General features: G+C 52.5%; 21 protein-coding genes. 17 read left to right on the forward strand and 4 right to left on the reverse strand.

Translation table 11 applies throughout. The annotated features are described in order from the left end of the window. Nucleotides 1–3: 3 nt before the first annotated feature. From tssE to AACQ83_RS08430, 15 genes are all read left to right on the forward strand, one after another. Nucleotides 4–444: a type VI secretion system baseplate subunit TssE gene (tssE, locus tag AACQ83_RS08360; protein WP_112878153.1), complete on the forward strand. Its 441-nt coding sequence runs from the start codon at nucleotides 4–6 to the stop codon at nucleotides 442–444. Between the two features lies 1 nt (nucleotide 445). Then, nucleotides 446–2,290 (forward strand): type VI secretion system baseplate subunit TssF, encoded by a 1,845-nt coding sequence (tssF, locus tag AACQ83_RS08365; RefSeq protein ID WP_112878154.1) that lies wholly within the window; start codon nucleotides 446–448, stop codon nucleotides 2,288–2,290. Beyond that, nucleotides 2,254–3,306, forward strand: a complete 1,053-nt coding sequence (tssG, locus tag AACQ83_RS08370) for a type VI secretion system baseplate subunit TssG (RefSeq protein ID WP_112878155.1) — start codon at nucleotides 2,254–2,256, stop codon at nucleotides 3,304–3,306. Before tssF ends, tssG begins: the two co-directional genes overlap by 37 nt. Before the next feature lie 5 nt (nucleotides 3,307–3,311). Continuing rightward, the gene (gene tagH, locus AACQ83_RS08375) at nucleotides 3,312–4,598 is read left to right on the forward strand and encodes a type VI secretion system-associated FHA domain protein TagH (RefSeq protein ID WP_112878156.1); all 1,287 of its coding nucleotides are present in this window, start codon (nucleotides 3,312–3,314) and stop codon (nucleotides 4,596–4,598) included. Then, nucleotides 4,598–5,164, forward strand: a complete 567-nt coding sequence (gene tssJ / locus AACQ83_RS08380) for a type VI secretion system lipoprotein TssJ (RefSeq protein ID WP_112878157.1) — start codon at nucleotides 4,598–4,600, stop codon at nucleotides 5,162–5,164. Before tagH ends, tssJ begins: the two co-directional genes overlap by 1 nt. A gap of 2 nt (nucleotides 5,165–5,166) precedes the next feature. Further along, nucleotides 5,167–6,519: a type VI secretion system baseplate subunit TssK gene (gene tssK / locus AACQ83_RS08385; RefSeq protein ID WP_112878158.1), complete on the forward strand. Its 1,353-nt coding sequence runs from the start codon at nucleotides 5,167–5,169 to the stop codon at nucleotides 6,517–6,519. Further along, nucleotides 6,519–7,289, forward strand: coding sequence for a type IVB secretion system protein IcmH/DotU (icmH, locus tag AACQ83_RS08390; RefSeq protein WP_112878159.1), 771 nt, complete (start codon nucleotides 6,519–6,521; stop codon nucleotides 7,287–7,289). The genes tssK and icmH overlap by 1 nt, the downstream gene beginning before the upstream one ends. A gap of 10 nt (nucleotides 7,290–7,299) precedes the next feature. After that, complete coding sequence (tssH, locus tag AACQ83_RS08395) at nucleotides 7,300–9,927, forward strand: type VI secretion system ATPase TssH (protein WP_112878160.1); 2,628 nt, start codon at nucleotides 7,300–7,302, stop codon at nucleotides 9,925–9,927. Next, a complete protein-coding gene (locus AACQ83_RS08400) occupies nucleotides 9,924–10,724 on the forward strand; it encodes a helix-turn-helix domain-containing protein (RefSeq protein ID WP_112878161.1) in 801 nt (266 codons plus the stop codon). The genes tssH and AACQ83_RS08400 overlap by 4 nt, the downstream gene beginning before the upstream one ends. After that, entirely contained in the window at nucleotides 10,721–11,368 is a 648-nt protein-coding gene (gene vasI, locus AACQ83_RS08405) for a type VI secretion system-associated protein VasI (protein ID WP_112878162.1), read from the forward strand. The genes AACQ83_RS08400 and vasI overlap by 4 nt, the downstream gene beginning before the upstream one ends. A 5-nt stretch (nucleotides 11,369–11,373) precedes the next feature. After that, the gene (gene tssA, locus AACQ83_RS08410) at nucleotides 11,374–12,807 is read left to right on the forward strand and encodes a type VI secretion system protein TssA (protein WP_112878163.1); all 1,434 of its coding nucleotides are present in this window, start codon (nucleotides 11,374–11,376) and stop codon (nucleotides 12,805–12,807) included. Next, nucleotides 12,804–16,343, forward strand: coding sequence for a type VI secretion system membrane subunit TssM (tssM, locus tag AACQ83_RS08415; protein ID WP_112878164.1), 3,540 nt, complete (start codon nucleotides 12,804–12,806; stop codon nucleotides 16,341–16,343). Before tssA ends, tssM begins: the two co-directional genes overlap by 4 nt. A 63-nt stretch (nucleotides 16,344–16,406) precedes the next feature. Continuing rightward, nucleotides 16,407–17,762 (forward strand): VasL domain-containing protein, encoded by a 1,356-nt coding sequence (locus AACQ83_RS08420; RefSeq protein WP_112878165.1) that lies wholly within the window; start codon nucleotides 16,407–16,409, stop codon nucleotides 17,760–17,762. Between the two features lies 1 nt (nucleotide 17,763). Beyond that, entirely contained in the window at nucleotides 17,764–19,662 is a 1,899-nt protein-coding gene (locus AACQ83_RS08425; protein WP_112878166.1) for a type VI secretion system Vgr family protein, read from the forward strand. Nucleotides 19,663–19,706: 44 nt separating this feature from the next. Beyond that, complete coding sequence (locus AACQ83_RS08430) at nucleotides 19,707–20,126, forward strand: DUF1795 domain-containing protein (RefSeq protein ID WP_112878167.1); 420 nt, start codon at nucleotides 19,707–19,709, stop codon at nucleotides 20,124–20,126. Here AACQ83_RS08430 and AACQ83_RS08435 read toward each other — a convergent pair. Continuing rightward, nucleotides 20,114–20,443 (reverse strand): hypothetical protein, encoded by a 330-nt coding sequence (locus AACQ83_RS08435; protein WP_240000743.1) that lies wholly within the window; start codon nucleotides 20,441–20,443, stop codon nucleotides 20,114–20,116. The two genes, AACQ83_RS08430 and AACQ83_RS08435, sit on opposite strands and share 13 nt — an antisense overlap. A gap of 28 nt (nucleotides 20,444–20,471) precedes the next feature. Here AACQ83_RS08435 and AACQ83_RS08440 point away from each other — a divergent pair, with 28 nt between their 5' ends. Continuing rightward, nucleotides 20,472–24,650, forward strand: a complete 4,179-nt coding sequence (locus tag AACQ83_RS08440) for an RHS repeat-associated core domain-containing protein (protein WP_240000744.1) — start codon at nucleotides 20,472–20,474, stop codon at nucleotides 24,648–24,650. Between the two features lie 2 nt (nucleotides 24,651–24,652). Continuing rightward, a complete protein-coding gene (locus AACQ83_RS08445) occupies nucleotides 24,653–25,066 on the forward strand; it encodes a hypothetical protein (RefSeq protein ID WP_112878168.1) in 414 nt (137 codons plus the stop codon). Nucleotides 25,067–25,483: 417 nt separating this feature from the next. Here AACQ83_RS08445 and AACQ83_RS08450 read toward each other — a convergent pair whose 3' ends face one another. From AACQ83_RS08450 to AACQ83_RS08460, 3 genes are all read right to left on the reverse strand, one after another. Further along, on the reverse strand, nucleotides 25,484–25,681 hold the full coding sequence (locus AACQ83_RS08450; RefSeq protein WP_112878169.1) for a DUF7706 family protein: 198 nt from the start codon (nucleotides 25,679–25,681) through the stop codon (nucleotides 25,484–25,486). A 14-nt stretch (nucleotides 25,682–25,695) separates the two neighbouring features. Next, a complete protein-coding gene (locus AACQ83_RS08455) occupies nucleotides 25,696–26,016 on the reverse strand; it encodes a SymE family type I addiction module toxin (RefSeq protein WP_112878170.1) in 321 nt (106 codons plus the stop codon). A gap of 72 nt (nucleotides 26,017–26,088) precedes the next feature. Further along, nucleotides 26,089–26,490, reverse strand: coding sequence for a helix-turn-helix domain-containing protein (locus AACQ83_RS08460; RefSeq protein WP_112878171.1), 402 nt, complete (start codon nucleotides 26,488–26,490; stop codon nucleotides 26,089–26,091). Nucleotides 26,491–26,553 lie beyond the last annotated feature (63 nt).

A 26,553-nucleotide genomic window follows, 5' to 3' on the forward strand; every position in this document is an offset into this window, starting at 1 on the left:
GTCATGGCTACGCTATACAGTTGGAATAGAGAAGGTTCTGCCAGCTTGTTCGAGCGTATTCAGGGGAAGAACTCCGGTTCTTCCCGCCAATCAAGAATGCGTGAACTGCTCAACTCCATAAAACGGCACCTGAATCATGTTCTCAATACTCATCCGGGTGCTTGTCAGAGTGCGGTTGATCTTGGCGTCATTGATCTCAATGATGCCACAACCACGGCAACTGACTTTAAACAGAGTATTGAGCAAGCAATAGTGCATTGCATCAGAAATTATGAACCAAGAATATCGTCAGTCACTGTCAGTGCAATCCATGATGATAGTGATCCGCTGCTGTTACGTTTTCACATCAGTGCGCAGGTATCCCTGGATGATATTCATGACGTTGTTGAATTTAACATTCAACTGGATAACAACCGGCGTTATTGCCTAGAGCGGACTCAATAAAATGTCACTTGAAAAATATTTTAGAGAGGAGTTGGATTACCTTAGGCAATTGGGGCGACAAGCCGCAATTGAACATCCTCACCTCGCCTCATTTTTGTCTGAACAAGGCTCTGACCCGGATGTTGAGCGTCTATTGGAAGGATTTGCCTTTCTCGCAGGTAATTTACGGGCAAAAATTGATGATGAATTCCCTGAACTCACTCATGGATTGTTGCATATGCTATGGCCAAATTACCTGCGGCCAACGCCTAGCATGACCATTATCCAATATACGCCTGATGATAGTGCCACCACACAAGCTACGCAGATCCAACGCGGAACTCAAATTAAGAGTCGTCTACTGGCGGATGCTAGCGAAGATGATGAGGATGAAGATACTTATTTAAGCAATACTAATACTCAAAAAACAGGTCAAGGCAATCGTTGTACTTTCACCTTATGTCGCGATGTCTGGCTGTTTCCAATGTCTATCCGGGACATTTCGGTCAATAATAGTAACGAGCAAGGTGTCATCGGCCTGAATTTCACCTCAAAAAAAGAACTTAACTTACAGGAACTGCAACTTGACAAGCTGCGTTTTTATCTAAGTGGCGATGATTACAGCAGTACACAACTCTATTTCTGGCTCAGTTATTACCTTGAAGATGCAAAACTTGTCGTAGGCGATACCACGATTCCATTGCCGGATTTCGACTTCGTTCCAGTAGGTTTTAATCGGGAAGATGCTCTATTGCCTTACCCGAAAAATGCCTATATGGGTTATCGCGTTTTACAAGAGTACTTCTGTTTTTCCGAAGGTTTTTTATTTTTCGATGTTACTGGTTTTCCTAAGTTACCGGCAGATCTTAAAGCCACAGATTTCACACTGAATCTCTATTTTTCAGAAGCACTGCCACCAGAAATTAAAATTCGTCAGGATACTTTTCGGCTGCATTGTGTTCCGGCAATCAATCTCTTTCCAATGGATGGTGAAGTTATTCAGCTAAATGGCAGTCAGTCTGAATATCCACTAAGAGCAAGTTATAGTAATCCTGATCGCTACGATATTTTCTCCATTGATAAAGTAGAAAGCTGGTTAGTCGGGCCTGATGGTAAACCTAAACTAGGGCTGGATGGTAGACGGTCCTATGTGCCATTTGAAAGTTTTCATCATCAAATCGAACACGAAAGCGAACTCAATACTCGCTATTTCCGGATCAGAATCAAGGAGTCCCCATTCCGCAAAGGGCTTGAACATTACATCTCTTTTGTTCGTGGTGATGAATCCCAACTTCTATTAAGTGAAGAAAATGTCTCGATTCGACTAACTTGTACCAACCGCGAACTGCCACTGCAACTACGGGTAGGTGATATTGATTACCCTTCCAAAGGAAGCCCGTCACTTGCCTCATTCCGCAACATAACCCGTCCGTCTGTTCCACTTTATCCACTGATGAGCGGTAAGTTCCACTGGTCACTTATTTCGAATATGTCACTGAATTATATGACATTACTGGATAAAGACGCACTGAAACAGGTATTACGTACTTATGATCTTCCTAGTCTGCATAACCGGCAGTCATCTCGGTCATCACAAAAACGGCTGGATGCAATCGAGCGGATTGAAACAAAACCAATAGATCGTCTGTTTAAAGGACTGCCAGTACGCGGACTAGAATCAACATTGTATATCCGGCAACAGGCTTTCAGCTCTGAAGGTGAACTCTATCTATTTTGCAACATACTGTCACGCTTCTTTGTCTTATATGCCAGTGTTAACTCCTTCCACATGTTGAAGGTAATCAATTTAGATAATCAGGAATGTTATCAATGGCTGGAACAGACAGGTCAACATGCGTTGATGTAACGAGTGAAAACTCGCCAGAAAATCAAACACTGGATATATCAAGATATAACTTTTATCAATTGGTCGAGCTACTCAACCAATTGGCGGTAGCGTGGGAAAAAACTGGGCAAACTAACCGCCCAGACCGTGAAGCAATCCGATTTAAATCCAGTGCCAGCCTGGCTTTCCCAACCAGAGATGTCATCTCTGTAAAACGTTCCAAGGAAGGGCGTTTCCAGATGGAAGTCTCTTTTCTTGGGCTACATGGCAGCCAATCGCCTATGCCAGGTTACTACCTTGATTCGTTAGCATGGGAAGATGCTCAGGATGAAAACCAACTAACTAATTTTCTTAATGTTTTCAATCACCGCTCAATCGTTATCCTTCATCAGATTTGGCGGAAATACCGTTATTACATCTGTTTTGACAAAAACGGACAAGACGATTTTTCTCAACGTATGTTTGCTCTGGTGGGACTTGGTAGTGATGTGAACCGTTCTCATTTGAAGATCAACCATAGCAAAATGCTGGCCTATGCCGGCCTGTTAGCTAGCCCCGGTCGATCACCAGAAGTAATGTGCAGCCTGGTTTCACATTGTTTTGATCTATCGGATGTTACGGTACATGGTTGGCAGCTCAGAAAAGTCGCTATCGAGCCGTCACAACAAAACCGCTTGGGTGGAATGCTGAAAATAAAAGGTCGGAAACCAAAGATTGAGCAGTCCGTAATAGGAAGAAATTTTTTTCTCGGTTCATGGGTGAGAAGCTGTAATAGTAAATTTACGTTATGTATCAATGACCTCTCACGTGAACATTTCTTGTCATTTCTCCCGGACGGCAAGAATTTCCTGCCACTAGTGATGTTTCTCTGTTTTGTCCTGCGTGATCAATTGGCTTGGGATCTGCGTCTTGGATTGGCCGAAAACCAAGCAGGCGGCATGGTACTTGGCACGAAATTAAACAATAACCTAGGGTGGACCAGCTTTCTCGGCGAGCCGGAAAAGAAACCCTTTATCACGATTTCAGTGAGTGAATAAAGACGATGGAAAAACAACAGCCAACTCTCTCATTACGAGTGATCAACAGCGATCAACTGGAAAGCGGCAAAGCGGCTAGCTGCCTATTCTCTACTCAAGGTGGCACAGTTGGCAGCAGTGAAAGCCATCTTTGGTCCGTTCAAGATCAACAGGGTAATATCAATCCATCACAATTTACTATCCAGTGGCGTGATGGCGCATTTTGCTTACAAATGATCGCGGGTCCCCTATTTGTGAATCAGTCACCCCTGATTGCTGGTGCCGGTTTCATCCGCCTGCAACAAGCGGATGAAATTACTATTGGTAAACTAGTGATCAAAAGTTATATCAGTTTTTCTGATGCAGATCGCATTGATCCCATGACAGTATCACCGGAATCACTGGTTTCCAGCTATAGCAATCCATTGGACGCAATGATGGAAAAAGATCCTGCTCAAGATACCGCTTTCACCGATCATGGTTCTTTGGCACCCACCATTAAACACGATTTCAGTCACGATCCGCTCAAGGTTCTCGATAGCGAAAATCTGACTACACTGGACCAAACACCAGTGAGTAACGAGGTAGACCGAAGCTTGCAACAAGACCACTACCGTACCCCATTATTTTTCTCTTCCCTCTCAGATAACAGAGGCAATGCTATGGATCAGGATTTTGTTGATTTACCCGGTATCTCTTCGCCTTTTAATGAACAGTTTCAAGATATGGAACAGCAACATGTTGCTATCACACCACTAATGCGAGGATTGAACACACAATTGCCTTTGCATAACAGCCAACAGGCTAATGACTTTCTGGAAGAAATGGGTAAGACCATGAAAGCAGCCATTGAAGGTCTACTGGTACTGCAACGTACACAGCATGGGCTGCGCGATAAGCAATTGCGCCCTATCGAAGATAATCCGCTACGGCTGAACATGGATTACAACACCACTATGCAGGTGATGTTTGCGGATCAAAAAAGCCCAGTACATCTCTCTGCCCCTTCCGCTGTCGCTGAAAGTTTACATAACTTGCAATTACATTATCAGGCTAACCGGATTGCGATCACTGCCGCCTTGAACACTATGCTGGATGCTTTCTCACCGGAACATCTACTGAGTCGTTTCTCCCAGTACCGCCGCAGTAATGAGACACAGGAAAAAGATGCAACCTGGGCATGGGAAATGTACACCAATTACTACCGCGAACTGGCTTCCAGCCGCCAACAGGGATTCGAAAAACTGTTCGGTGAAGTCTATGAACAAGCTTATGACCGTGCTTTGCGCCAAGGTTTAGAGGATAGCCAGTAATGAAGCTCTCCGGCGGTAATACCTCATGGTCCGGTTGCTATACCGTATGGTTTGTATTGCTGGCAGCGCTGATGTTAAGCGGTTGTAGCAGTGCATGGCAGGCAACGAAGAAAGTCGGACAGGTAGTCTGGGACCCATCGACTCCTGTTGGTCAACCTGCGAACTTACCTTCCACCGTCGCGATCACTTTGCTGGCAGAACCTGATATTAACCTCAATAAAAATGGGGAAGCCACTCCGGTTGAAATGCATCTGCTCTATCTCAGTGAAGATTCCCGTCTACTTGCTGCTGATTATGACCAACTAGCGAGTGACAAGCTGGATAAAGCGCTGGGGAAAAATTATATCGACCATCAGGATTACACCTTATTGCCGGGGCAGTACAAGCCACTGCCAGTCATCCCGCTGGAAAAAAATAGCCGTTACATCGGCGTTATCGTTCGCTATGCCGATATTAATCAATCCGAATGGAAAAAGGTTATCCGTGTGAAAGACACAGGACAGCAGTACCACATTCTGGTGCATATCAGAGCGAGCGAAGTTGAACTTAGAAAAGAGGAACAATAACTATGCCAGGTAAGAATCGGGTGATTTGGCGCGAAGGATTATTCATCAAGCCACAACACTTTCAGCAACAACAAAAACATAATGACTATCTAGCTCATAGCCGCCAGACGTTCTTAACTAGTTATAGTTATGGCTTCAGTTCTTTGACGCTGGACGAAGACCTTCTCGCTCTGGGACGCATCGGTATCATCGAGGCCAGTGGTATCATGCCAGACGGCACAGTGTTCTCGATTCCTCATCAGGATGCAACTCCTCAACCGCTTGATGTTGTGAATATTCACGAGAACAACAGTAAAGATATCTATCTGGCACTGCCAATAGCCAACGATATTCTCAATGAAATCTCTCATTCAGAATCCAATCATGCAGGAGCTGTGCGCTATCATGAACACATGGAAGATATCCGTGACTTGCATACAGATGGCGGTGATATCTGCCAAGTCATGCTGGCACAACTGACGCCGATTCTGAAACAAGGTTCAGAAGATCTCAGTGCTTTTTCCGTACTACCGCTATGCCAGATAATAGAAAAGCTTCCTACCGGAACTATCATATTGAATGATGATTTCGTACCAACCTGTACATCTATCAGGGTCTCCACTCAATTAAAAAAATATATGGATGAAGTGGATAGGGCAATGACAGAACGAGGCAGATCACTCGCTAACCGGATTGGTTCTCCCGGCCAGCAAGGAGTCGCTGATGTTGCTGAATTTATGATGCTCCAGTTAGTTAACCGAGTTCAGCCGTGGTTTAGCCACTACGCAGGACAAGCCATTTTGCATCCACAAGATTTTTTCATTCAGTTGATCCAAACCTGTGGTGAACTGAGAACATTTACTCATGAATCCCGTCAGGTCGGCAATGTACCGATTTACAAACACGACAACCTGACTGAAACATTCGAGGAAGTCATGCTCATCATGCGCGAAGCAATGGGTGTTGTGCTGACTCCGCGAGCGATTCCGATTAAGCTACAAACTCAAGCCAATGGTATCCGGGTGGCGCACATCCATGATCGCAATGTCTTGACGAACGCGGAATTCATTCTGGCAATCCGCGCTCAGGTTCCACATGACCAATTACTCCGCCAGTTTGCTCAACAGACTAAAGTTACATCGGCTGAAAGGATCCGAGAAATGGTCAGCATCCAGTTGCCTGCCGTAGCACTGGTTGCGCTTCCCTCTGCCCCTCGTCAATTGCCTTATCATGCTGGTTACACCTATTTCCGGCTTGACCAACAAGGCGACGCATGGAAAGACATTTTAAAAGGTAACTCCATCGCCTTTCACGTTTCGGGAGAGTTCCCAGGATTAGACATGCAATTCTGGGCGGTTAGGAACGGGAGTGCCTAATGAAAACCGAAGCCATGAATGACAACTCCATTTTGATGCAGATGGAAACCGATACGACGCTACATCGTCAGTATCAGTTACCGCTACGCGGAGAAAGCCTGAATCCGATGATCGATGCCGCCACACCGCTGCTTGGCATGGTCATGCGTTTAAAAGACATGGGTGATCAACCGCTGCCGGACCAGCTCTATCAACAAGTCGTTACCGATATCCAGGCAATCGAACAACTTCTACAAACCAAAGGTTATGAACCAGGTGCAATTGTCTCTTTCCGTTACATGCTCTGTACCTTCATTGATGAAACCGCACTAGGGCATGGTTGGAACAGTCAGAATGGCTGGTTACAACAATCACTGTTGGTGCAATTCCACAACGAAACCTGGGGTGGTGAAAAAGTCTTTCAGTTGTTAGATCGTTTGATGGGTGAACCTCAGCGCTATCAACATCTGCTAGAGTTTATCTATCTCTGTTTCTGCCTCGGTTACCGTGGTCGCTACAAAGTTGCTTCGCAGAAAAGTGATGACTTTGAACGTTTATTCCGTCGATTACACCAACAACTGCACGCGCTGCGGGGCGAAGCCCCACCCATCATTCTCCACAGTAACGCCAATGAGCGTAATGATCGCTATCGCTTGGGTAAGCGCCTGACCATTAAACATCTGTTCTGGAGCGGTATTACGCTGCTCGCTATCGTTTATGGCTTCTATGCTATCCGTCTGCACAACCAAACCCAGAACATCTTACAACAGCTAAATAACTTATTAAGCTAGGAAAGAACCGATGATTCAGATTGATCTACCTACATTAGTTAATCGCTTAAATCCGATGACTCGGCATGCTCTGGAAGCGGCAGCAGCGCAGTGTGTCAGCCAACAGCAACCTGAAATCACGGTTTCTCAGCTACTACTGCAAATGATCAACACGCCTCTTAGTGATGTCAGGGCGATCTTCAATCAAGCAGAAGTAGACAGCGATTTACTGAAAGAGCAACTTGATCAGATGATCCCTCACCATCAAGCAATGGTTCAGGCCTATCCTAGCTTCTCTCCAATGCTGGTGGAATGGTTACAGGATAGCTGGCTGTTAGCATCAACTGAGATGCAGCATCAGGAATTGCGCAGTGGTGTCATGCTGATGACCTTGCTGTTCAGCCCATTACGCTACCTGACACCACAATCCGCACGTCTTTTATCGGGCATAAACCGCGAATTGTTACGCCAGAATTTTACCCAATGGACCGCGGGTTCCGCCGAACAACCGGTTGTGGAAAACGACAAAAACGGGCAAGGCAAAGCTACCACCAGCAGTGACAACCTGCTCGCCCGTTTTACTCAAAATATGACGGAACAAGCTCGTCAGGGAAAACTCGATCCTGTTCTATGCCGTGACAGAGAAATCGACCTAATGATCGACATTCTCTGCCGTCGCCGTAAAAATAACCCGATTGTGGTGGGTGAAGCGGGCGTCGGTAAAAGTGCTCTCATTGAAGGGTTGGCTCTGCGCATTATCGATAACCGAGTACCGGAAAAACTGCGTAACAGTGAATTGATGACGCTGGATCTGGGAGCATTACAAGCGGGTGCGGCGATAAAAGGTGAATTTGAAAAACGTTTCAAAGGTATCATGAATGAAATAAATCAGTCATCCGTACCGATTATTCTGTTCATCGATGAAGCTCATACCCTGATTGGTGCCGGTAATCAACAAGGCGGACTGGATATCTCCAACCTGCTGAAACCCGCTCTGGCACGGGGTGAATTGAAAACAATTGCTGCAACCACGTGGGGCGAATACAAAAAATATTTCGAAAAAGATGCTGCCCTATCCCGCCGTTTTCAACTGGTTAAAGTGGCCGAACCGACCGCAGAAGAAGCCATCATTATTATGCGTGGCCTGCGGGCAATTTACGAACAATCTCATGGCGTATTAATCGATGATGAAGCACTAAAAGCCTCTGCGGTATTAAGTGACCGTTACCTCTCCGGGCGTCAATTACCGGACAAAGCTATCGATGTACTGGATACCGCTTGCGCTCGCGTTGCCATCAACCTGACTGCACCTCCGCGCCAAATTTCCGCCCTGAAAAACCAACTACATCAGCAGCAGATGGAATCAGACGTGCTGACAAGGGAACAGCGCCTGGGGCTAAACCAGCATATTGATAGGCTGGATGAATTACAGCAACAACAGCAGGAAACCACAGAGAAATTGGCTGAACTGGAAGCCAGTTGGCAACAACAGCAGCAATTGGTTCAGCAAATTATTGAACTACGCCGTCAGCTATTAACCGATGAGGCAAAAGAGAGCGAAGCCGCCGCCGAGATAACAACTGAAGAGTTGATTGCACAATTGGCTGAACTCAATGAACAGTTGGAACAATTACAGCAACAACAAACGCTCGTTTCTCCTCATGTGGATAAGAACCAGATTGCGACGGTCATCGCTGAATGGACTGGCGTACCACTTAATCGCCTGTCACAAAGTGAACTCTCCGTAGTGACTGAACTACCAACTCATTTGGGACAAAGCATCAAAGGACAAGATCTCGCTATTAAATGCCTGCATCAACATTTGTTGACTGCCAGGGCCGACCTGCGCCGCCCCGGCCGTCCATTGGGCGCCTTCTTGCTGGTAGGACCAAGTGGTGTCGGTAAAACCGAAACCGTTTTACAGATTGCAGAATTGATGTTTGGTGGACGTCAATATCTGACCACTATCAATATGTCGGAATTTCAGGAAAAACACACCGTTTCCCGCCTGATTGGTTCACCTCCGGGCTATGTTGGATATGGGGAAGGTGGTGTACTCACCGAAGCTATTCGCCAGAAACCTTATTCCGTCGTCCTACTTGATGAAGTGGAAAAAGCCCATCCTGATGTACTGAACCTGTTCTACCAAGCTTTTGACAAAGGTGAGCTGGCCGATGGGGAAGGCCGAGTGATTGACTGTAAAAATGTGGTCTTCTTTTTAACTTCCAACTTGGGCTATCAAACTATCGTCGATAATGCCGATAAACCGGAAGAGATGAATGACCTGCTTTATCCTGAACTGGCGGCGTTCTTCAAACCCGCATTACTGGCGCGAATGGAAGTGGTTCCTTATCTACCATTGGGACAAGACACCCTGAAAACCATTATTCAGGGCAAACTGGCACGCCTTGATAGCCTGTTGCGTCAACGCTTCAATGCCGAAGTCACCCTTAGTGATGACGTAGTTGAAGAGATACTGCAACGGGCAACCCGTGCTGAAAATGGCGCACGCATGCTGGAATCGATCATTGATGGCGCTTTGTTGCCACCATTATCTCTGCTGTTGTTGCAAAAAATGGCTGCCGGAAAGCAGATCAGCACTATCCAGCTAACTGTTAACAACCATCAATTCAACGCGGTGGTTGAGGAGATACCATGAAACAACGGCTGAGAAGCGCATTAGCGTTATTGGAAAATGACTCTATCGAGCAACTGGTTCATCACTTTCTTCAGGTGAATCACCAACGCCAGCGTTTTGATGCCTTGCTGGTCTCTCTGCTTAACGTGAATGAAAACCGTCTGGAATGCTACCGGCTGCCGGCACCAAACCAGATAAGCGCTCTGCAACTGGATGTCAATATCGGTGATATCAACCATCCACTGGTACAAATCCTGTACAAAGGTATCCCTACGACTTGGGAATCACTCAATCAAGGAGTACGAATAGACAATCGAAACTTTCGCATCTTCGTCGAAGAACTCCCTAATCGCTGCGGCCTACATGCTATCCCGTTGTTTAATTGCAACGGGCAAGCGTGTGGCGTGATTGCTGTTTTCGCCAAAGATGTCCGTCGTTTTGCTGACGATAGCAACATGTTTTACATCTACTGCCACGTCATGCAACACCGATTGAAAAAATTGCAGGAACTAGAACAACTGCGTGAACAATTACGCCAGATCCGCCAAGTTTTTCAGACACAGCGCCAGAAAGAAAAACAGCTTGATGAATTGCTGGCTTCGTTAAGTACTACAGCAGAAAACAAAACATCAGCTAGCGTCTCTCACGATTACAGCAAAATCGATGACTTATCTCAGGCACTCGAAGAGTTCGAATGTGCAGTACTGATACAACGCCAACATATTTACGGCAATAACACCAAACAGATTGCCGCAAGCTTAGGTATTGCACCACGTACACTGACTTACAAACTGGCGAAATACAGGTGTAAATTATGAGTTTTCTGTTACTGGTCAGTTCACTAATCGCCTCTCTGACAGGCAAACCCGATATTCAGCCAGATCAGGAAACCACAACAGCACCTTCACTACCCGCTTTGCTGCAATGCCGGGCAGAACCGTCACCGTTGGTCAGACTCGATTGCTACGACCGTCTATTGGATAAAGTCGATAATATTGCCGTTATCCCGTTAGAAAAAACTGGCCCTGTCTGGCGACAGGCAATGGAACAGGAGATGAAACGAACTGACCATTCAACCGGTTTTATCACCACCCAATCTGAAAGCATACCGACTCGCGTCATACTGACCACACCCGCAATTGGTGTTCCACCACCACGGCCAGTACTGATGCTGAGTTGTATCGATAGCATTACCCGAATACAAATTGCCCTGGCTAAACCACAAGATAGTGGCACTGTAATGATTTCGACAGAAATCACCCAATTCAGTGCTGACTGGTTCTTGCGTGAAAACGGCTACCTGCTGGAATCCAGCCGTGGATTACCGGGCATTGAAGAACTAAAACGACTGATGACAGGAAAAACCCTGACCATCAAAACCGGCAACGGAAACCGAATGACATTCAACATTTCTCAACTGGAACAGGCGGTGAAACCTTTACGCTCCGCCTGTCGCTGGTGATCCCAATGGATATCAGGAAACAATTTGACTGGCAGGACCTCCTGCTGACACCCCTGTCGGATGAACTTATCAGCCGAGAGCTGGATGAAAACGAACCCGCCTGGGAATATATCGATGGAGAGATGGTTAAGCTAGGATCACTGGCCCATTCCAGCATCAATATTGAAGAGATCCAGCGTCAGGCGCTGCAACTGTTCAGCGAAAAAAGCAAAGATTTCAGGCTGATGGTTCATTTACTGCGGACACTGCAACACGGCAGTAATCCCGCTGAACTCATCCTGGCAATGGAGCTGTTAGCCGATTACATCCAGCATTACTGGCAGACAGCCTGGCCCCAAAAACCGCTGCTCAAGCGCCGCCTGGCACAACAGGTGATTAAACGTTTTGACTCTGCGCAACCCGGCTTCTGCGAACAGGCTGATGAAACTCAGCGCGAAGAGGCACAGGGCGCACTAGCTCATCTGGCACAATGCTGGCATACCGATGAACCGGCACTGGCTAAAGAGATTGACCAGTTGCGTCCCCGTTATGCCCGTAAACCTGAGCCAAAACCGGTAGCCGCGCCTGTTGAATCGACAGAAACGACTGCACAATCTGCAAACACTTCAACACTGGCATCCATACCCATACCGGATGTCACCATAGACAGTTCCGGTGAAAAAGCCTGGAAACAGACGCTTCTGACCGTGGCCGACCTGCTATGCGAACGCCAGCCAGATTCCCCTGTGGGTTACCGTCTGCGTCGTTATGCGATCTGGCACACGCTGACCACGGCACCGATGGCGAATGGCGCAGGCAAAACACCGCTGGCACCGACATCGGCAGACCGCACCGCAGATTATCTGACGAAACTCCCGGCGGCGGACAAATCCCTGCTGCAACAGATAGAACAGAGTCTGACACTGGCCCCTTACTGGCTTGACGGGCACGCTATCGCGGCGCAGGCTGCCGAAAAACTGGGTTACCGCCCTGTCGCTGACGCTATCCGTGATGAACTCCGGGCCTTTCTCGACCGTCTGCCGGTTTTACAGCGCCTCTCTTTCTCTGATATGAGCCCCTTTATCTCAGAGGCCACCCTGAACTGGCTGCATCCTCCGGCAACCACCACCGTCAGCCACAGTGCCACGCAGGAACAGGACGCTATCTGGCACTGTTTCCAGCAACACGGCCTGGAAGCCGCCCTCAACGCCGCGGAGCAATATCAGCAACACCTGACCGAACCCCGGGATCAGTTCTACGGTCAGTTACTGACGGCACAGTTACTGGAGCAGGCGGGGATGAGCGCGCTGGCACAACAACATTACCGCCAGCTGCGCCAGGCAGGACAACACCTGTCACTCACCGACTGGGAACCCGGCCTGCTGGCGGCACTGGCAGAAAAAGCCTCAATCACCTCCCCCGCAAAGGAGACGACTGCAAACAGGAGCGTTAACCCATGAACTGGCTTTCTTTACTGCTGAAAAATATCAAAAAACCGGCGATGCCGCGTCTGCCGCCACTGAAAGCCGCCGCCTCGCTGATACTGGCCCTCCTGCCCTGTCTTGCCCTTATCTGGCTGTGGTGGTGGGGACCCGGCTGGCAGTTTAAACAGACCCACCCGCTGGAAACGCTTTCTGCCCGCTGGCTGGCGACGGTCATCCTCCTCCTGCTGGCCCTGAGTTTTGTCGGGATAAAAATCTGGCGCCGCCTGCGCCAGCTTGAAAAACTTAAGCTGGAGGTGGAACTGAACACCGTCGATCCGGTACAGGCCGATATCACCCGTCAGGACAGTTATCTCCATCACTGGAAAGCCCGGCTGCAACGCCATCTCGGCACCTGGGATTATCTCTACCAGCGCCCCTGGTACCTGGTGATGGGCAACACCGGCAGCGGCAAAACCGCCCTGATCCAGGAAGGCTGCCGGCTGACTGACATTGCCGCGCCGGACACCCTGACCGGGGAAGAGGCACTGCATCTGCGCTGCTGGCTGGGGGAAAAAGCGGTCATCATTGACCCGGACGGCTTCCTTATCGACCAGCTATCGCAGCCGGACGCCGGCAAACCTCAGCTGCCCACCCGCCTGTGGCAGGCCCTGCTCGCCTGGTTAACCGAAAACCGCCAGCGCCAGCCCCTTAACGGCATTATTCTGACCGTGGATATTCACCGCTTACTGACCGACAACAAAGCGCAGCGGGAACGGGTTATTGCCGCGCTTCACCTGCGCCTGCAGGATCTGCGCTTAACCCTGCATAACCACCTGCCCTGCTATCTGGTGCTGACCAAACTCGACCGGCTGCACGGTTTCAGCGCCGCTTTTCAGTCACTGGACCGATCGCAGCGCGACCAGATCCTGGGCGTCACTTTTAGTCTGAATGCGCAGGATGAGCAAAGCTGGCGCGCTGAGCTGGCACAGTTCTGGCGCCAGTGGATGCAGCAGCTCAACGCGGCCCTGCCGGACATGATGCTCAATAAGGTGGACAGCAGTCAGCGCAGCCCGCTGTTCAGCTTCACCCGCCAGATACAGGGGCTGCACAGCGCTCTGGCGCCGCTGCTGGAGGGGATCCTCTACAACGGCGGTCCGGCACAGCCCGGCCTGCGCGGGGTTTATCTCACCTCGTCTCAACAAATCGGCCAGATGGATGACCTGTTTACCCAGTCTGCCGCGGCGCAGTATCACCTCGGGCCGCAGGCTTTTCCCACCTGGCCGGTGGCGGACACCGTGCCCTACTTCACCCGCGCGCTGTTTGAAGAGGTCCTGCTGGCCGAGCCGAATCTGGCGGCTGAAAACCGCCTGTGGCTAAGCCGCCACCGCCACAAACTGCTGACCTTCTCCACCGCGGGTGCCGTGGTGGTGCTGGCCCTGTGGACCGGCTGGCACTACTACTATCAGAAGAACTACCGGGCCGGTGACGAGGTGCTGGCGCAGGCCAGAACCTTCCTGTCGGTGCCGCCCCCCAAAGGCGAAGACCGTCACGGCAATTTACAGCTGCCCCTGCTCAATCCTCTCCGTGAGGCCACGCTGGCCTACGGGGATTACCATCACAAAGGGCTGCTGGCGGATATGGGACTTTATCAGGGCGCGGAGGTCGGCCCGTATGTGGAAAACACCTACCTGCAACTGCTGTCTCAGCGCTTCCTGCCCGCCTTAATGAACGGCCTGCTGGATGACCTGAACCGCGCGCCTAAAGGCAGCGAAGAAAAACTGGCCGTCCTGCGCATCATGCGGATGCTGGAAGACGGCAGCGGCCGCAATAAATCGCTGGTAGAAAACTATATGCGGGCGCGCTGGAGTCAGGCCTTTAATGGCCGGCGGCCGTTACAGGATCAGTTACTGACCCACCTGGACTATGCCCTGGATCACACCGACTGGCGGGCCGCGCGGGAGGCGGGCGATCAGGCCGCGATCAGCCGCTTTGCGCCTTACCAACTGCCGATCATAAATGCCGAGAAAGAGCTGAGTCAGCTCTCTATTTATCAGCGGGTCTATCAGAACCTGCGCATTAAAGCCCGGGATTCACTGCCGCCGCCCCTCAACCTGCGCGACCAGATTGGCCCGGGCTTTGACAGCCTCTTTATTGCCAATAATGACAGGCAACTGATTATCCCGCAGTTCCTGACGATAAACGGCCTGAACAACTACTTCGTCAAACAGGACGACCAGCTGATCGACCTCACCGTCATGGACAGCTGGGTCCTGAACCTGTCGCATAACGTGCAGTACAGCGACACCGACCGCAAAGAAATCCAGCGACAAATCACCGAGCAGTACCTGGGGGACTACACCGCCACCTGGCGCGCGGCGATGAACAACCTGGACATTCGTGATTTTACCGATATCCCGCAGGCCATCAGCGCCATTGAACAGGTCATCAGCGGCGAGCAGCCCATCAGCCGCGCCCTGCAAATCCTCAGCGACAACACCCGCCTGCCGGTGATTGACGAGACGCTGCCGGCCAAAGCACAGCAGCCGTTACGTGATACCCCGGATTACCGCCTGCGGGTGCGTATTAACCGGGAATTCGCGCCGGAAACCGCGGTGCTGGTGGAGTACGGGGACAAAAACAGCACCCTGCAGGGGGTTTACCAGAAACTGGTGGAACTGCACCGTTACCTGCTGGCGATTCAGAACGCCCCGGTCCCGGGTAAAGCCGCCCTGAGCGCCGTTCAGCAGCGGCTGGAACAGCATAACGGCGACCCGATTTTCGAAGTCCGGCAGCTGGCGAAAAACCTGCCGGCACCGCTCAACCGCTGGGTCGGCGAACTGGCCGAACAGGCCTGGCGGGTGGTGATGCGGGAAGCGATAAGTTCGCTGGAAATCGAATGGCACGACACCGTGGTCAGACAGTACCAGACCTACCTGGCCGGCCGCTATCCGTTCAACCCGGACGCGACTGAGGATGTGCCGCTCAGTGAGTTCGAGCGCTTCTTCCGGCCCGGCGGCACGCTGGATGCCTTCTATCAGCAGAACCTGAAACCGTTTGTGGAAAACAACCTGACCCACAGCGCGGACGGCCAGCAGCTTATCCGTCAGGATGTGCTGGCACAGCTGAAACGGGCCGACCGTATCCGCGACACCTTCTTCTCGCCGCAAAACGGTCTGGGGGTCCAGTATGCCATTGAACCCCTCAGCCTGACCGGCAATAAACGTCGCAGCCTGCTCAATCTCGACGGCCAGCTGCTCGATTATGCCCACGGGCGCAGCAACATTGCGCGCCTAATCTGGCCCAACTCGATGCGGGCCGGAGTGGAAAGCCAGCTCACGCTGATACCGGATGCCCGCGGCAAATCCCCGCGCGCCATCAGCTTCACCGGCCCGTGGGCCCAGCTGCGCCTGATTAACAGCGGCAAACTGACCAGCGTGCGTCAGGACTCGTTTGATGTGCGGTTCACGGTGGACGGGGGCGACATGACCTACCGTATCTACGTGGATGAGTCCGACAACCCGTTTGCCGGCGGCCTGTTCAGTCAGTTCAGACTGCCTGACACGCTCTATTAACTGCAAAATAAACACAAACCCTGTTCTCCGCGCCGGCGGAGACAGGTGAAAGGATGAACGGCCATGAGTGAACACCCTGAAAACCTGATTATCCGTGCCGGCGGTAACCCGATGAATCTGCCGGCGTTTACGGCCATCCGCGAAGAAATCAACAAAATCAACCACCCGTCTCAGCCGGCCGTGAACTGGCCGCTGATTGAATCACTGGCCCTGACGCTGTTTCGCACCCACGGCGTCGATTTGCAGAGCGCGATTTACTACACCCTGGCCCGGATGCAGCTCAGCGGCCTGGCCGGGTTCACGGAAGGCTGTGAACTGCTGGCCGGGGTGATGGTCAGCCAGTGGGATGCACTGTGGCCCCCGCAGCCGGCGGTCCGCGCCGAGATGCTGGACTGGTTTAACACCCGCAGCGGCAACGCCTTACGCCAGCACGATTACACTCCCCGCGACCTGCGGATGATTTACCGGGCCGAGCGGGCCTTACAGCTCATCGTCGACCGGCTCCAGCAGTCCGACCTGAAACGCCTGCCGAAGGTCGAAAACCTGCTGTGGTTTTTCCAGAACACCGCCAAAAAACTGGAACAGGCCCGACTCCTGCCTAAACCGGCCGCTAAACCCGTACAGATGCCGCCGCTGGTTTATCTCGCCAGCACCGAGCCGGTGCCGCCGGAAACGGACGATGACGTGAGTGACGACCGCCGTCAGCCCAAAGTCCAGGTCCGTTTCCCTGCTCCCCCGCCGCGACCGATGAGCGCCTTACAGGGGTTCGGACTCGGCGTATTACTGGGGGGATTTGTCCTGACCGGGACCTGGCTGGGCCTTTACCGGCCCCTGCAACAGCAGTTAACTGCCCTGACTGACACGCCGGACGGAGCAAGACTGGCCTGGTTATATCATCCCGACCGGCAAACCTATGCGCAGCAGTTAACCCGGTTAGCCGACACCTCCCCGCTGGTCGTCCTGCAACAGGCTGAGCAGCTGACCGCCACGGCACAAAAAACCTGGCCGCAGGACAGCCAACAGCAGCGTGAGACCGGCCGCTGGCAGCAGCTACAGGCTATCCGGCTGGAGAATGCGCCGGCTCCCGGCCGCTGGCGCCAGACCCGGCATCAGCTCCAGCTGCTGGCGGACAAAATCCTGGAACAGGAGCGCAACCGGGGCAGTTTCACCCTCTCTTACCTGAAAACCGCGATTTATCAGATTCAGCACAGCCACAACCGTGACGTTCCGCTGGAAGAGCTGCTGCGCCAGCTTGCCGACACCGTCGAACAGGGGCAGGCCGTCTCACCGGCGCTGATAAAAAAGACCGACGACCGTTTTAACGCCCTGCTCAGCCGGTACTACGCGTTGCAGAACGCCGCCGGCCTGACCGCGGCCCCTGAACACCCCCGCCCGTCAATACAGCCAAGGAACCCTTAATATGTCATTCCAGAAAAAAACCGCCGGCCCGGCCGGCAACCTCGCACAGCAAATCGCCGGCCGCCTCCGTCCCCAAAGCGCCGGCGGCTTACAGTTCACCCTCACCGCCGGCGGACTGCCGCCGCGCACCTTTGTGGTGGCCGCCTTCACCCTGAACGAAGCGTTCTCCACCCCGTTCACCCTGGAGGTTAGTTTAGCCAGTGCCGACCCGGCCATCGATTTCGCGGCGGTGCTCGACAAAAGCGCCACCCTCTCCATCCTGCGCGAAGGGAAAACCGAGCGCACTGTTACCGGCATGGTCGCCCACTTTGAACAGGGTACTACCGGCAAACATCAGACCGGCTATAAGATGACGGTCCGGCCCGATATGTGGCGCACCACCCTGCGCCAGAATTCCCGCATTTTTCAGCAGCAGGATATCCAGACCATTATCACCACCCTGCTCAAAGAAAACGGCGTCCGGGATGTGGTATTCAGCCTGCGCAACCCGCACCCGGAACGGGAGTTCTGCGTCCAGTACCGCGAAACCGATTTTGACTTTCTGCAACGGCTGGCCGCCGAAGAGGGCCTCTTTTATTTCTTCGAATTCAGCGGGAACAAAAACACCCTGGTGTTTGCCGACGATGCCGGCTCCGTGGTTAAAGGCCCGGCGCTGCCCTATCACCCCGGCGACGCCGGGCAGGCTCAGCAGCTGTGCATTACCCGGCTGACCCGCCAGGCTCAGGTGCGGCCGGCGGTAGTGGAACTCAAAGATTACACCTTCAAAAACCCGGCCTGGGCGGCGGAGTTCCGTCATCAGATGCGGGAACAGGACCTCCAGCATACCGGCTATGAACACTTCGATTTTCCCGGCGGCTTCAAAGATGAACAGCACGGCGCCGATTTCACCCGCTACCGGCTGGAAGCCCTGCGCAATAATGCCCTGACCGGTGACGGCGAAAGTAATGCCGCCACCCTGCAGCCCGGAGTGCTGTTCACCCTGGTCAGCCATCCCCGGGATGACCTGAACCGGCTCTGGCAACTGGTCAGCGTCGCCCATCAGGGCAGCCAGCCGCAGGCGCTGGAACAGGCCGCCGGCGAGAGCGGCACGGTGATGAGCAACCGCTTCACCTTCATTCCCTATAACCAGCACTGGCGCCCGGCCCCGTTAGCCAAACCGGTGATGGAGGGGCCGCAGATAGCGAAAGTGGCCGGCCCGGCCGGGGAAGAAATCTACTGCGACCAGTACGGCCGTATCCGCCTGCAATTCCTGTGGGACCGCTACGGCCGGAGTAACGACAACAGCTCCTGCTGGATACGGGTGACCCAGCCCTGGGCCGGCCAGGGGTGGGGCATGCTGGCTATCCCGCGGATTGGGCAGGAAGTGGTGGTGGACTTTCTTAACGGCGACCCGGACCAGCCGATAGTCACCGGCCGCACCTATCATGCCAGCAATATTCCGCCGGGGACCCTGCCGGGCAGCAAAACCCAGATGGCCCTGCGTTCCAAAACCCATAAAGGGGAAGGCTACAACGAACTGCGCTTCGAGGATGCCAAAGGCAGTGAAGAGCTGGCTTTGCACGCGCAGCGGGACATGAACATCGTGGTGCTTAATAACCGCGAAACCCGGGTCATGAACGACCACACCGAAAGCATCGGCCATAATCAGGTGCTGTCGGTCAGAAATGACCGCCATAAAGAAGTGACAGGCAACGAAGTCAGTGCCATCACCGGCCTGCGTCAAATCACCGTCGAAAAAGACAGCCTGCTGAACGTAAAAAATAACATTCAGATACATTCTCAGGCGGGGGGTATCGAAATTGCGACTTCCGGGGGCAGCATCACCATCGACAATGCCGGCAATATCAGCATTCAGGGCGCCAATATCACTATCAATGGCAAACAGGTCAATGTGAACTGACCGGGACTGACTATCAACTTATTTCAATCAACAACGGAAAAAACATGGAAAACACAACATATCAGATGAATGAAGGCACACTGGCTATCCCAGGCAACTGGCGGGATGAATCCATGAACGTATTCGTGCTGCCGGACGACAGCGGCATTAATCTGGTGGTCAGCCGCACACCGGTTCCTGCCGGCATGGATAACAACGCTTACTATGAACAGACCCTGGAACAGTTCTGCACTCATCTGCCCGGTTACCAGGAGCATCAGCGCAGCGAAATCACCCTGAGCCAGCAACCTGCCCGCCGTCTGGATTACCAGTGGAAAAGCCCGGAAGGCGACATGTACCAGACCGTGGTGCTGCAAATCCGGGGCACGCTGCTGCTGACCTTCAACCTGACCTCCCCCGCGCCTTTTGAAGAACGTCAGCGTGATACATTGCTGGCGGTTATCAACAGTTTTCAGGCGGCCTGATGACCTGACAGGAGGAACACCATGTCATTTGGTGATGAAATCGTCACCCGGATAGCACGGGTTGGCGCACAACATGCCGTGCGCGTTTCCCCGCCACAAGGCAGCCCCGGTCCGGCCGCTGCCCGCGAAGGCGACCCGATAAAACATGCCAGCTTTCTGGGCGCACTGGCCGGGGCGATTGCCGGCGCCCTGATAGGGGCTGCCGTATTTGCTGCGGCATCGGCACTGGTGGGGCTGACGGTCCTCACCGGGGGACTGGCCACCGTCGCCGTCATTGCTCTGGGGGCAACCGCAACATTTGCACTGGGTGACGTCATCAGTGCCGCCAGCTCGGCGGTCACAAAAATGGTGAACAGCGTCGGCCCGCCGAGCGGCGCACTGGCCAGTGGCTCCCCCAATGTCTTTATCGAAGGCAAACCCGCTGCCAGGGCCACAGCCGATATCGCTGCCTGTAGCAAACACCCTGCGCCGCCCCTGATTGCCCAGGGCAGTGAAACCGTATTTATTAACGGTTCTCCCGCAGCCCGGGTGGATGACAAACTGGTGTGTGGCGCCACCATTAAATCCGGCGCCAAAACGGTATTTATCGGCTCCGGTCAGGGCACTTACCTGGAGGTCGCCGAAGAGTTCTCGGCCTGGGAACGGGCGATACTGATAGCCGTTGAATTTCTGGTGCCGCCCTCCCGGGGGGCGATTAAAGGGCTCGGTAAACTGTTCACCAGACAGGCCGGCGCAAAGGTGGTCAGCGGGGCCATTGCCGGTGTCCGGCATGCCGGAAAGATACTATCGGGTAAAACTCTCTGCTGTGCCAAAACCGCTTTCAGAGAAACCCGGGGGGCAAAACGTTACCGGGAAGCGACTAAAAAATTCTTTACCGGCGACCCGATTGACGTCACCACCGGCCAGCTGTTTGACCAGCGGACCGATATCGCTCTCGGTCAGACCCTGCCGCTGGTGTTTTTGCGCAGCTGGGCGCCGGGGGAACAGGGCTTACTGGGGCCGGGCTGGACGGACAGCTTCTCCGAATGCGCCCTGACGACCGGTGACCGGGTAGAAATCCGCACCACCGAAGGAGCATCGCTTTACTTTGCCTTACCCCCTGCCTATACACACAGCACCAACCCGGACCACCCGGACTTTACCCTGAGCCGGGGCGAGCAGGGTTACATCCTCCGCCACCGTGACTCACCGGTCAGCAAATACTTTGCCCGGCCCCATCCGTCATCCGCCTCAGAAGAGGCGTCCCGGCGCTGGCTGCTGACGGAACACCGGGATGTGTATGACAACCGGCTGCGCTTTATCTATAACGAGGGCGGTCAGCTGACGCAGGTTATCCACAGTGACGGACCGGTATTGATGCTGCGTTACAACCGGCGCGGACAACTGACAGAGATTCTCCGCGCCGATGAAGGGTTACAGGCAGTGATGGCCCGTTATCACTACCATGATGATGGCCGGCTGGCAGAAGCAGACAGCGCCCAGAATTTCCACCTGTACTATGAATATAACGCACAGGGCCTGATAAGCCGCTGGTCTGACGGCGACCAGACCTGGGTGGATTACCGCTACGACAGTGAAGGACGCTGTACTGACAGCATCGGCGCCGGCGGCTTCTATCCGGTCCGCCTGGACTATGCGCCCGGCATAACCCGTTCCACCACCCCGCAGGGGCATACCACCACCTGGCATTACAACGACCAGCAGTTAATAACAGAAATCCACACCCCGCGCGGCAGTGCGACCCGCTATGAATATGATCGCCGGGGCAATCTGGTCAGACAGATATTACCTATGGGGGAAACCCTGACGCTGACCTGGCTGGCCGATACCGGCCGGGTGACCTCACTGACCGACGCCACCGGCGCCGTGTGGCAATACAGCTATGATGCTGACAGCCTGCAACTGACCGGCATGACCGACCCGCTGCAACGTACCTGGCTGCCTTTATATGATGAGCAGGGCCAGCCCGCCGGATTTATTGCGCCGGACGGCCGGAAAACCACGCTCACCCGCAATGCTTTCGGGCTGGTAACGTCAGAAACCGACACCGACGGCAACTGCCGCACACAGGAATATGATAAGCATCAGCGGCTGGTGAGAGTGCTGGATGAGGAAAACCGGACTGTCAGGCTGGGTTATGACAGTCAGGACCGGTTACGAAGCCTGACGGCAGCGGGAGCGCTGTGGCGCTGGCGTTACGACCGCCATCACCGGGTTGCGGTCAGCGACCGGCCGGATAACCATCCGGAGCACTTCACCCACGACCGCCACGGGAACTTAACCTGCTGGACCGATGCCCGCGGCGTGAAATGGCAGGTGGAGTATGGCCCGTTTGACCTGCCGGTCGCCCGGCGGGATGGCGAGGGACATCGCTGGCAGTATCGTTACGACGCGGACACGCTGCAACTGACGCAGGTGATTAACCCGCAGGGGGAAACCTACAGCTACACACTGGATGCGGATGGCCGGGTTATCGCCGAGCAGGATTATGCCGGCACGCAGTGGCACTACCGTTATGACCTGTCGGGGAACTGCATTGAGAAACGGGATGGAGAAGAGAACCTCACCCGCTATGACTATGACGCGGCCCGCCGGCTGACAGCCCTGCACACCCCGGAAGGAGAGACCCGTTACCACTACGATATCCTGGGACGACTGTTAACGGTGGAATCGCCGGACAGCGCCCTGCATTTTGAATACGACGACCAGGACCGGATAGTGCGGGAAATCCAGCCGCACGGTGAAATTCAGCGTCACTACCCGGATAACCGCGCCGCAGAGCGGCAGTTGTTCACCGGAGAAACGGCACAGCCGACCGGCCCCGCCCGGTTTAGCGGGCAGACCCGCCTCAGCCACTGGCAGAGCCGGCTGGAAGTTAACCGGGTGGGCGAATTAATCAGGCTGACGCTGGACAATCAGACGCCCCTGACCATAGAGCGGGATGACGCCGGCAGGGATACGGGACGTTATGTGGAAGGGGGATTTATTCTGCGTCAGCAGTATAACCTGATGGGGCAACTGACCGCGCAGCGGGCGGGCCGCAACCCGCATTTCTTCCGGCCGGCTGAACTGGAAGAAATTACCGGGCCCGCTTATGCGGGGGTGGCGCGCCGGTATGAATATGATGCGACGCTGAACCTGACGGCAGCCAGTGATGACGGGCAGCAGCTGGACTATCTTCTCAACGGCAACGGCCAGGTGATGTCGGTGGGGGAAGGTCGGACACTGCGGGAGCATTATCAGTATGACGCCGCCGGTTACCCGTCGAGGCGGTTTGACGGGGCGCAGGAGATTATGGGGGAAACCCTCTATCAGGAGGGCCACCGCCTGAACTGGGTGGGCTCGCACCGGTTTGTCTACGACCGGGCCGGACGTGTGCGGGAGAAACAGTTTTTAGCCGAAGGTTACCGGCCGGCGCTGACGACATACCGGTGGAACAGCCAGAACCAGCTGACGGGGCTTGTCACGCCGGATGACATCCGGTGGGAATATCGCTATGATGCCTTCGGACGGCGGACGGAAAAGCGGTGTATCCAGACCGGTAAGCTGACCACGTATTTATGGGACGGCGATGTGCCGGCGGAAATCCGCGAGTATCAGCACGGCCGGCTGAAAATGATACGCCATCTGGTGTTTGACGGCTGGGAGCTGATAGCGCAGCAGACGCAGCAGTTTACGCTCAATCTGGACAACCGGGTCGAACTGGTGGCCGGGGCGGTACAGACCCGGTATGCGGTCAGCGCGCCGACCGGGGAACCGCTGGCGCTGTTTGACCCGGCAGGGAAACGGGTCTGGCGGCGGCCGAAGCAGTCCCTGTACGGGCTGCGGCTGAGCGGACCGGGCGAGAACCCGCAACTCGATCCGGGCCTCCGGTTTGCCGGGCAGTTATGGGATGAAGAGTCGGGGCTTTGTTACAATCGGTACCGCTTTTACTCACCGGAAGCCGCGTGTTATCTCAGTCCTGATCCAACGGGCCTCTGGGGTGGCGAGAATCCGTATGCATATGTCAAAAATCCCACAGGATGGGTTGATCCTCATGGATTGGCTGGATGTAGTGCATATTTGAGAAGTTGGGGAAGAGGTAAAAAAGGCTTTGAAAAGTTCTGGAATAACTCAACCCAAGAGCAATTTATGAAGGCTTGGGATAATCCTAAATTTAGAGACAATATAAAAGATCGCCTCCGCAAAAATGGAGGCTCTAAAGATGGCGGATTCCATGAGTGGTTACCAGTATCCCGAGCTGATAAATTCAAGGAAATGGGGGTAACATTTAATGAATATATGAAATGGAGAACTCCTACAGGTAAAGTTAAATTCTTGGATGATAAGGGCGTTATGGGAACGCATACGATCCCTCATACTGGTGGTGTGTCACCTCAATCTTCACTAGCTCACCGTGAACTGATAGCAATAGCCGATAATGCAAAAGACATCAATGGATATTTAGAAGCCGTAAGGAAATGGTCTAGCAAACGACTTCCTTTTGGCCAATTTGATTTGCCTTTTTACAGCAGGTGGATATAACTATGAAAGAGCAATACGCTGTTTGGTGTTCAACTTCAACTGACTATACATCCATTTTAAATAGTTTTGTTGATATGGATAAAGGATGCAAATTTGAGCATGATTTTAATTTGAAAAACAGTTTCATAGATTATGATCATGCAATTGTTATCTGGTATGGAAAAGAACAAGGTGAATTAGGCGAAATATCTAGAGAAGATAATTCTGCCCTAGATCCAAGTTTTGATTTTATAATCCAACCAGTTTCAATAAAATTGAAAGAAAACAAGATAGATAAAATAAGTTATCTTTTTGCCATCCCTAATTTTAAATATGATTTAGATATAAAAAACAATAATCTATTTTTCTTTGTCGGCAATATAAAGTGTGAAAGGAAAAATAGTAGTTGGCTAGATGAAATATTAAATGGTATGTAACAAATAAACTCGCTTACATATTACAAGCCTGAATTATTTGGCTTGTCCATTTTAAAAAGCCGGAAAGCTCCACGTGATCTTTCCGGCTTTGTTATTTTTATGCTTAAAATAAATATTTTACAGGTTAATGTTATATATTAAATATATAAATTAAAAACACAAAAATATAAAATAAATAAGAAGACAAACAAAGAAATAATACAGAAAAATATAAGACTCATAGCAAATAAATAAGGTTTCATAATTCCGCTACACGTGGTTTTCTTCAATCCATTGTTATACATAGGGTTGTTAGTAGATAAGGTGTAGCACCATTTTGGAAAGTTATTTATATACATAGGCTATATTTTAGCTATTTTACTCTGTTTTCTCCCTGAAACAGTAAAAAGCCGGGATCGCTTCCGGCTGGCTTCTTTCTTACCGTGGTGAATACCCGTGGCACGCCAGTGCCGACTGGAGCCGCCCTATCGCGGCCTTGATAACCCAGGCCTCCGTGTCATCAACCGCACAGGCGCGTATCTCAGACCAGTTCAGCCGCTTAGCCAGTTGGGCCAGGGCCAGTGCTTCAATGTGGGTTAACTGAATGTCCTGTAAATGTTCAATCGCTATCGTCATCTCATGCTCTCCCCTTACCCCACAAAACCGGTTATCAACGCCCGCATCTGCTGCTTAATCTCCCGCAGTTGGGCCTGTTGCCGCTGGTACTGCTGATGCTGTTGTTGCGTGGCCTCACTCTCTGGAATCAGCACCAGACAGCCATCCATCACCTTCACCGTAATCTGGCCGCCCGTATTAAACCCCGCCTGTCTCAGCCACTGCCCCTTCAGATGTATCGCCGGTATGGCGTTGTTGACCTTGTTCCCGTTCAGCACATAACCCACCGTGTAATAACGTTCTGTTTTCACGGCTTTATTTACAACCGTTTCTGCTTTAGAATGCGCCTTAGCCATAGTAACTACCCTTTTAGTTGCTTGTGGTGAGCGGCAGGCGTGAGGTGCAAACTCACTGTCTGCCGCGCTATCTCAACGCTTAGTGCCGTTAAATCCCATTACCTGTTCGACCATTGCTTTCTTGACAAAGCTGTCAAGTACCACGATCAACGCTTGTTGATCGGTATCTGGCAACAGGTCCGCTTTTTGCCACAAGGAATGTAATGTGTGGTTGCGGATCTTCACTTCATCCGATATAGCCTTGCGGCCAACCAGTTCATCTATCGTGACCTGGAGCACATCCGCGATCTTAATAACCGTCTCCAGATGCGGCGCACTCGCGCCTTTCTCCCAACGATTATAAGCACGCGGATCAACTCCCAACAGTTCAGCCAGCCGAACCTGACTTAAATTACGTGCCTCACGCAACAAACGAAGACGTTCTGCAAATGCTGACATATCCAACCCTGCACACAATGAATCAATAGGGTTCATTGTACCGTCTCCTTTTTTAGCTGCCTGTTGCAAACCCCATAATATATAGATAATATAATCTAC

Source organism: Photorhabdus sp. S10-54 (assembly GCF_963878145.1).
GTDB lineage: Bacteria > Pseudomonadota > Gammaproteobacteria > Enterobacterales > Enterobacteriaceae > Photorhabdus > Photorhabdus kayaii.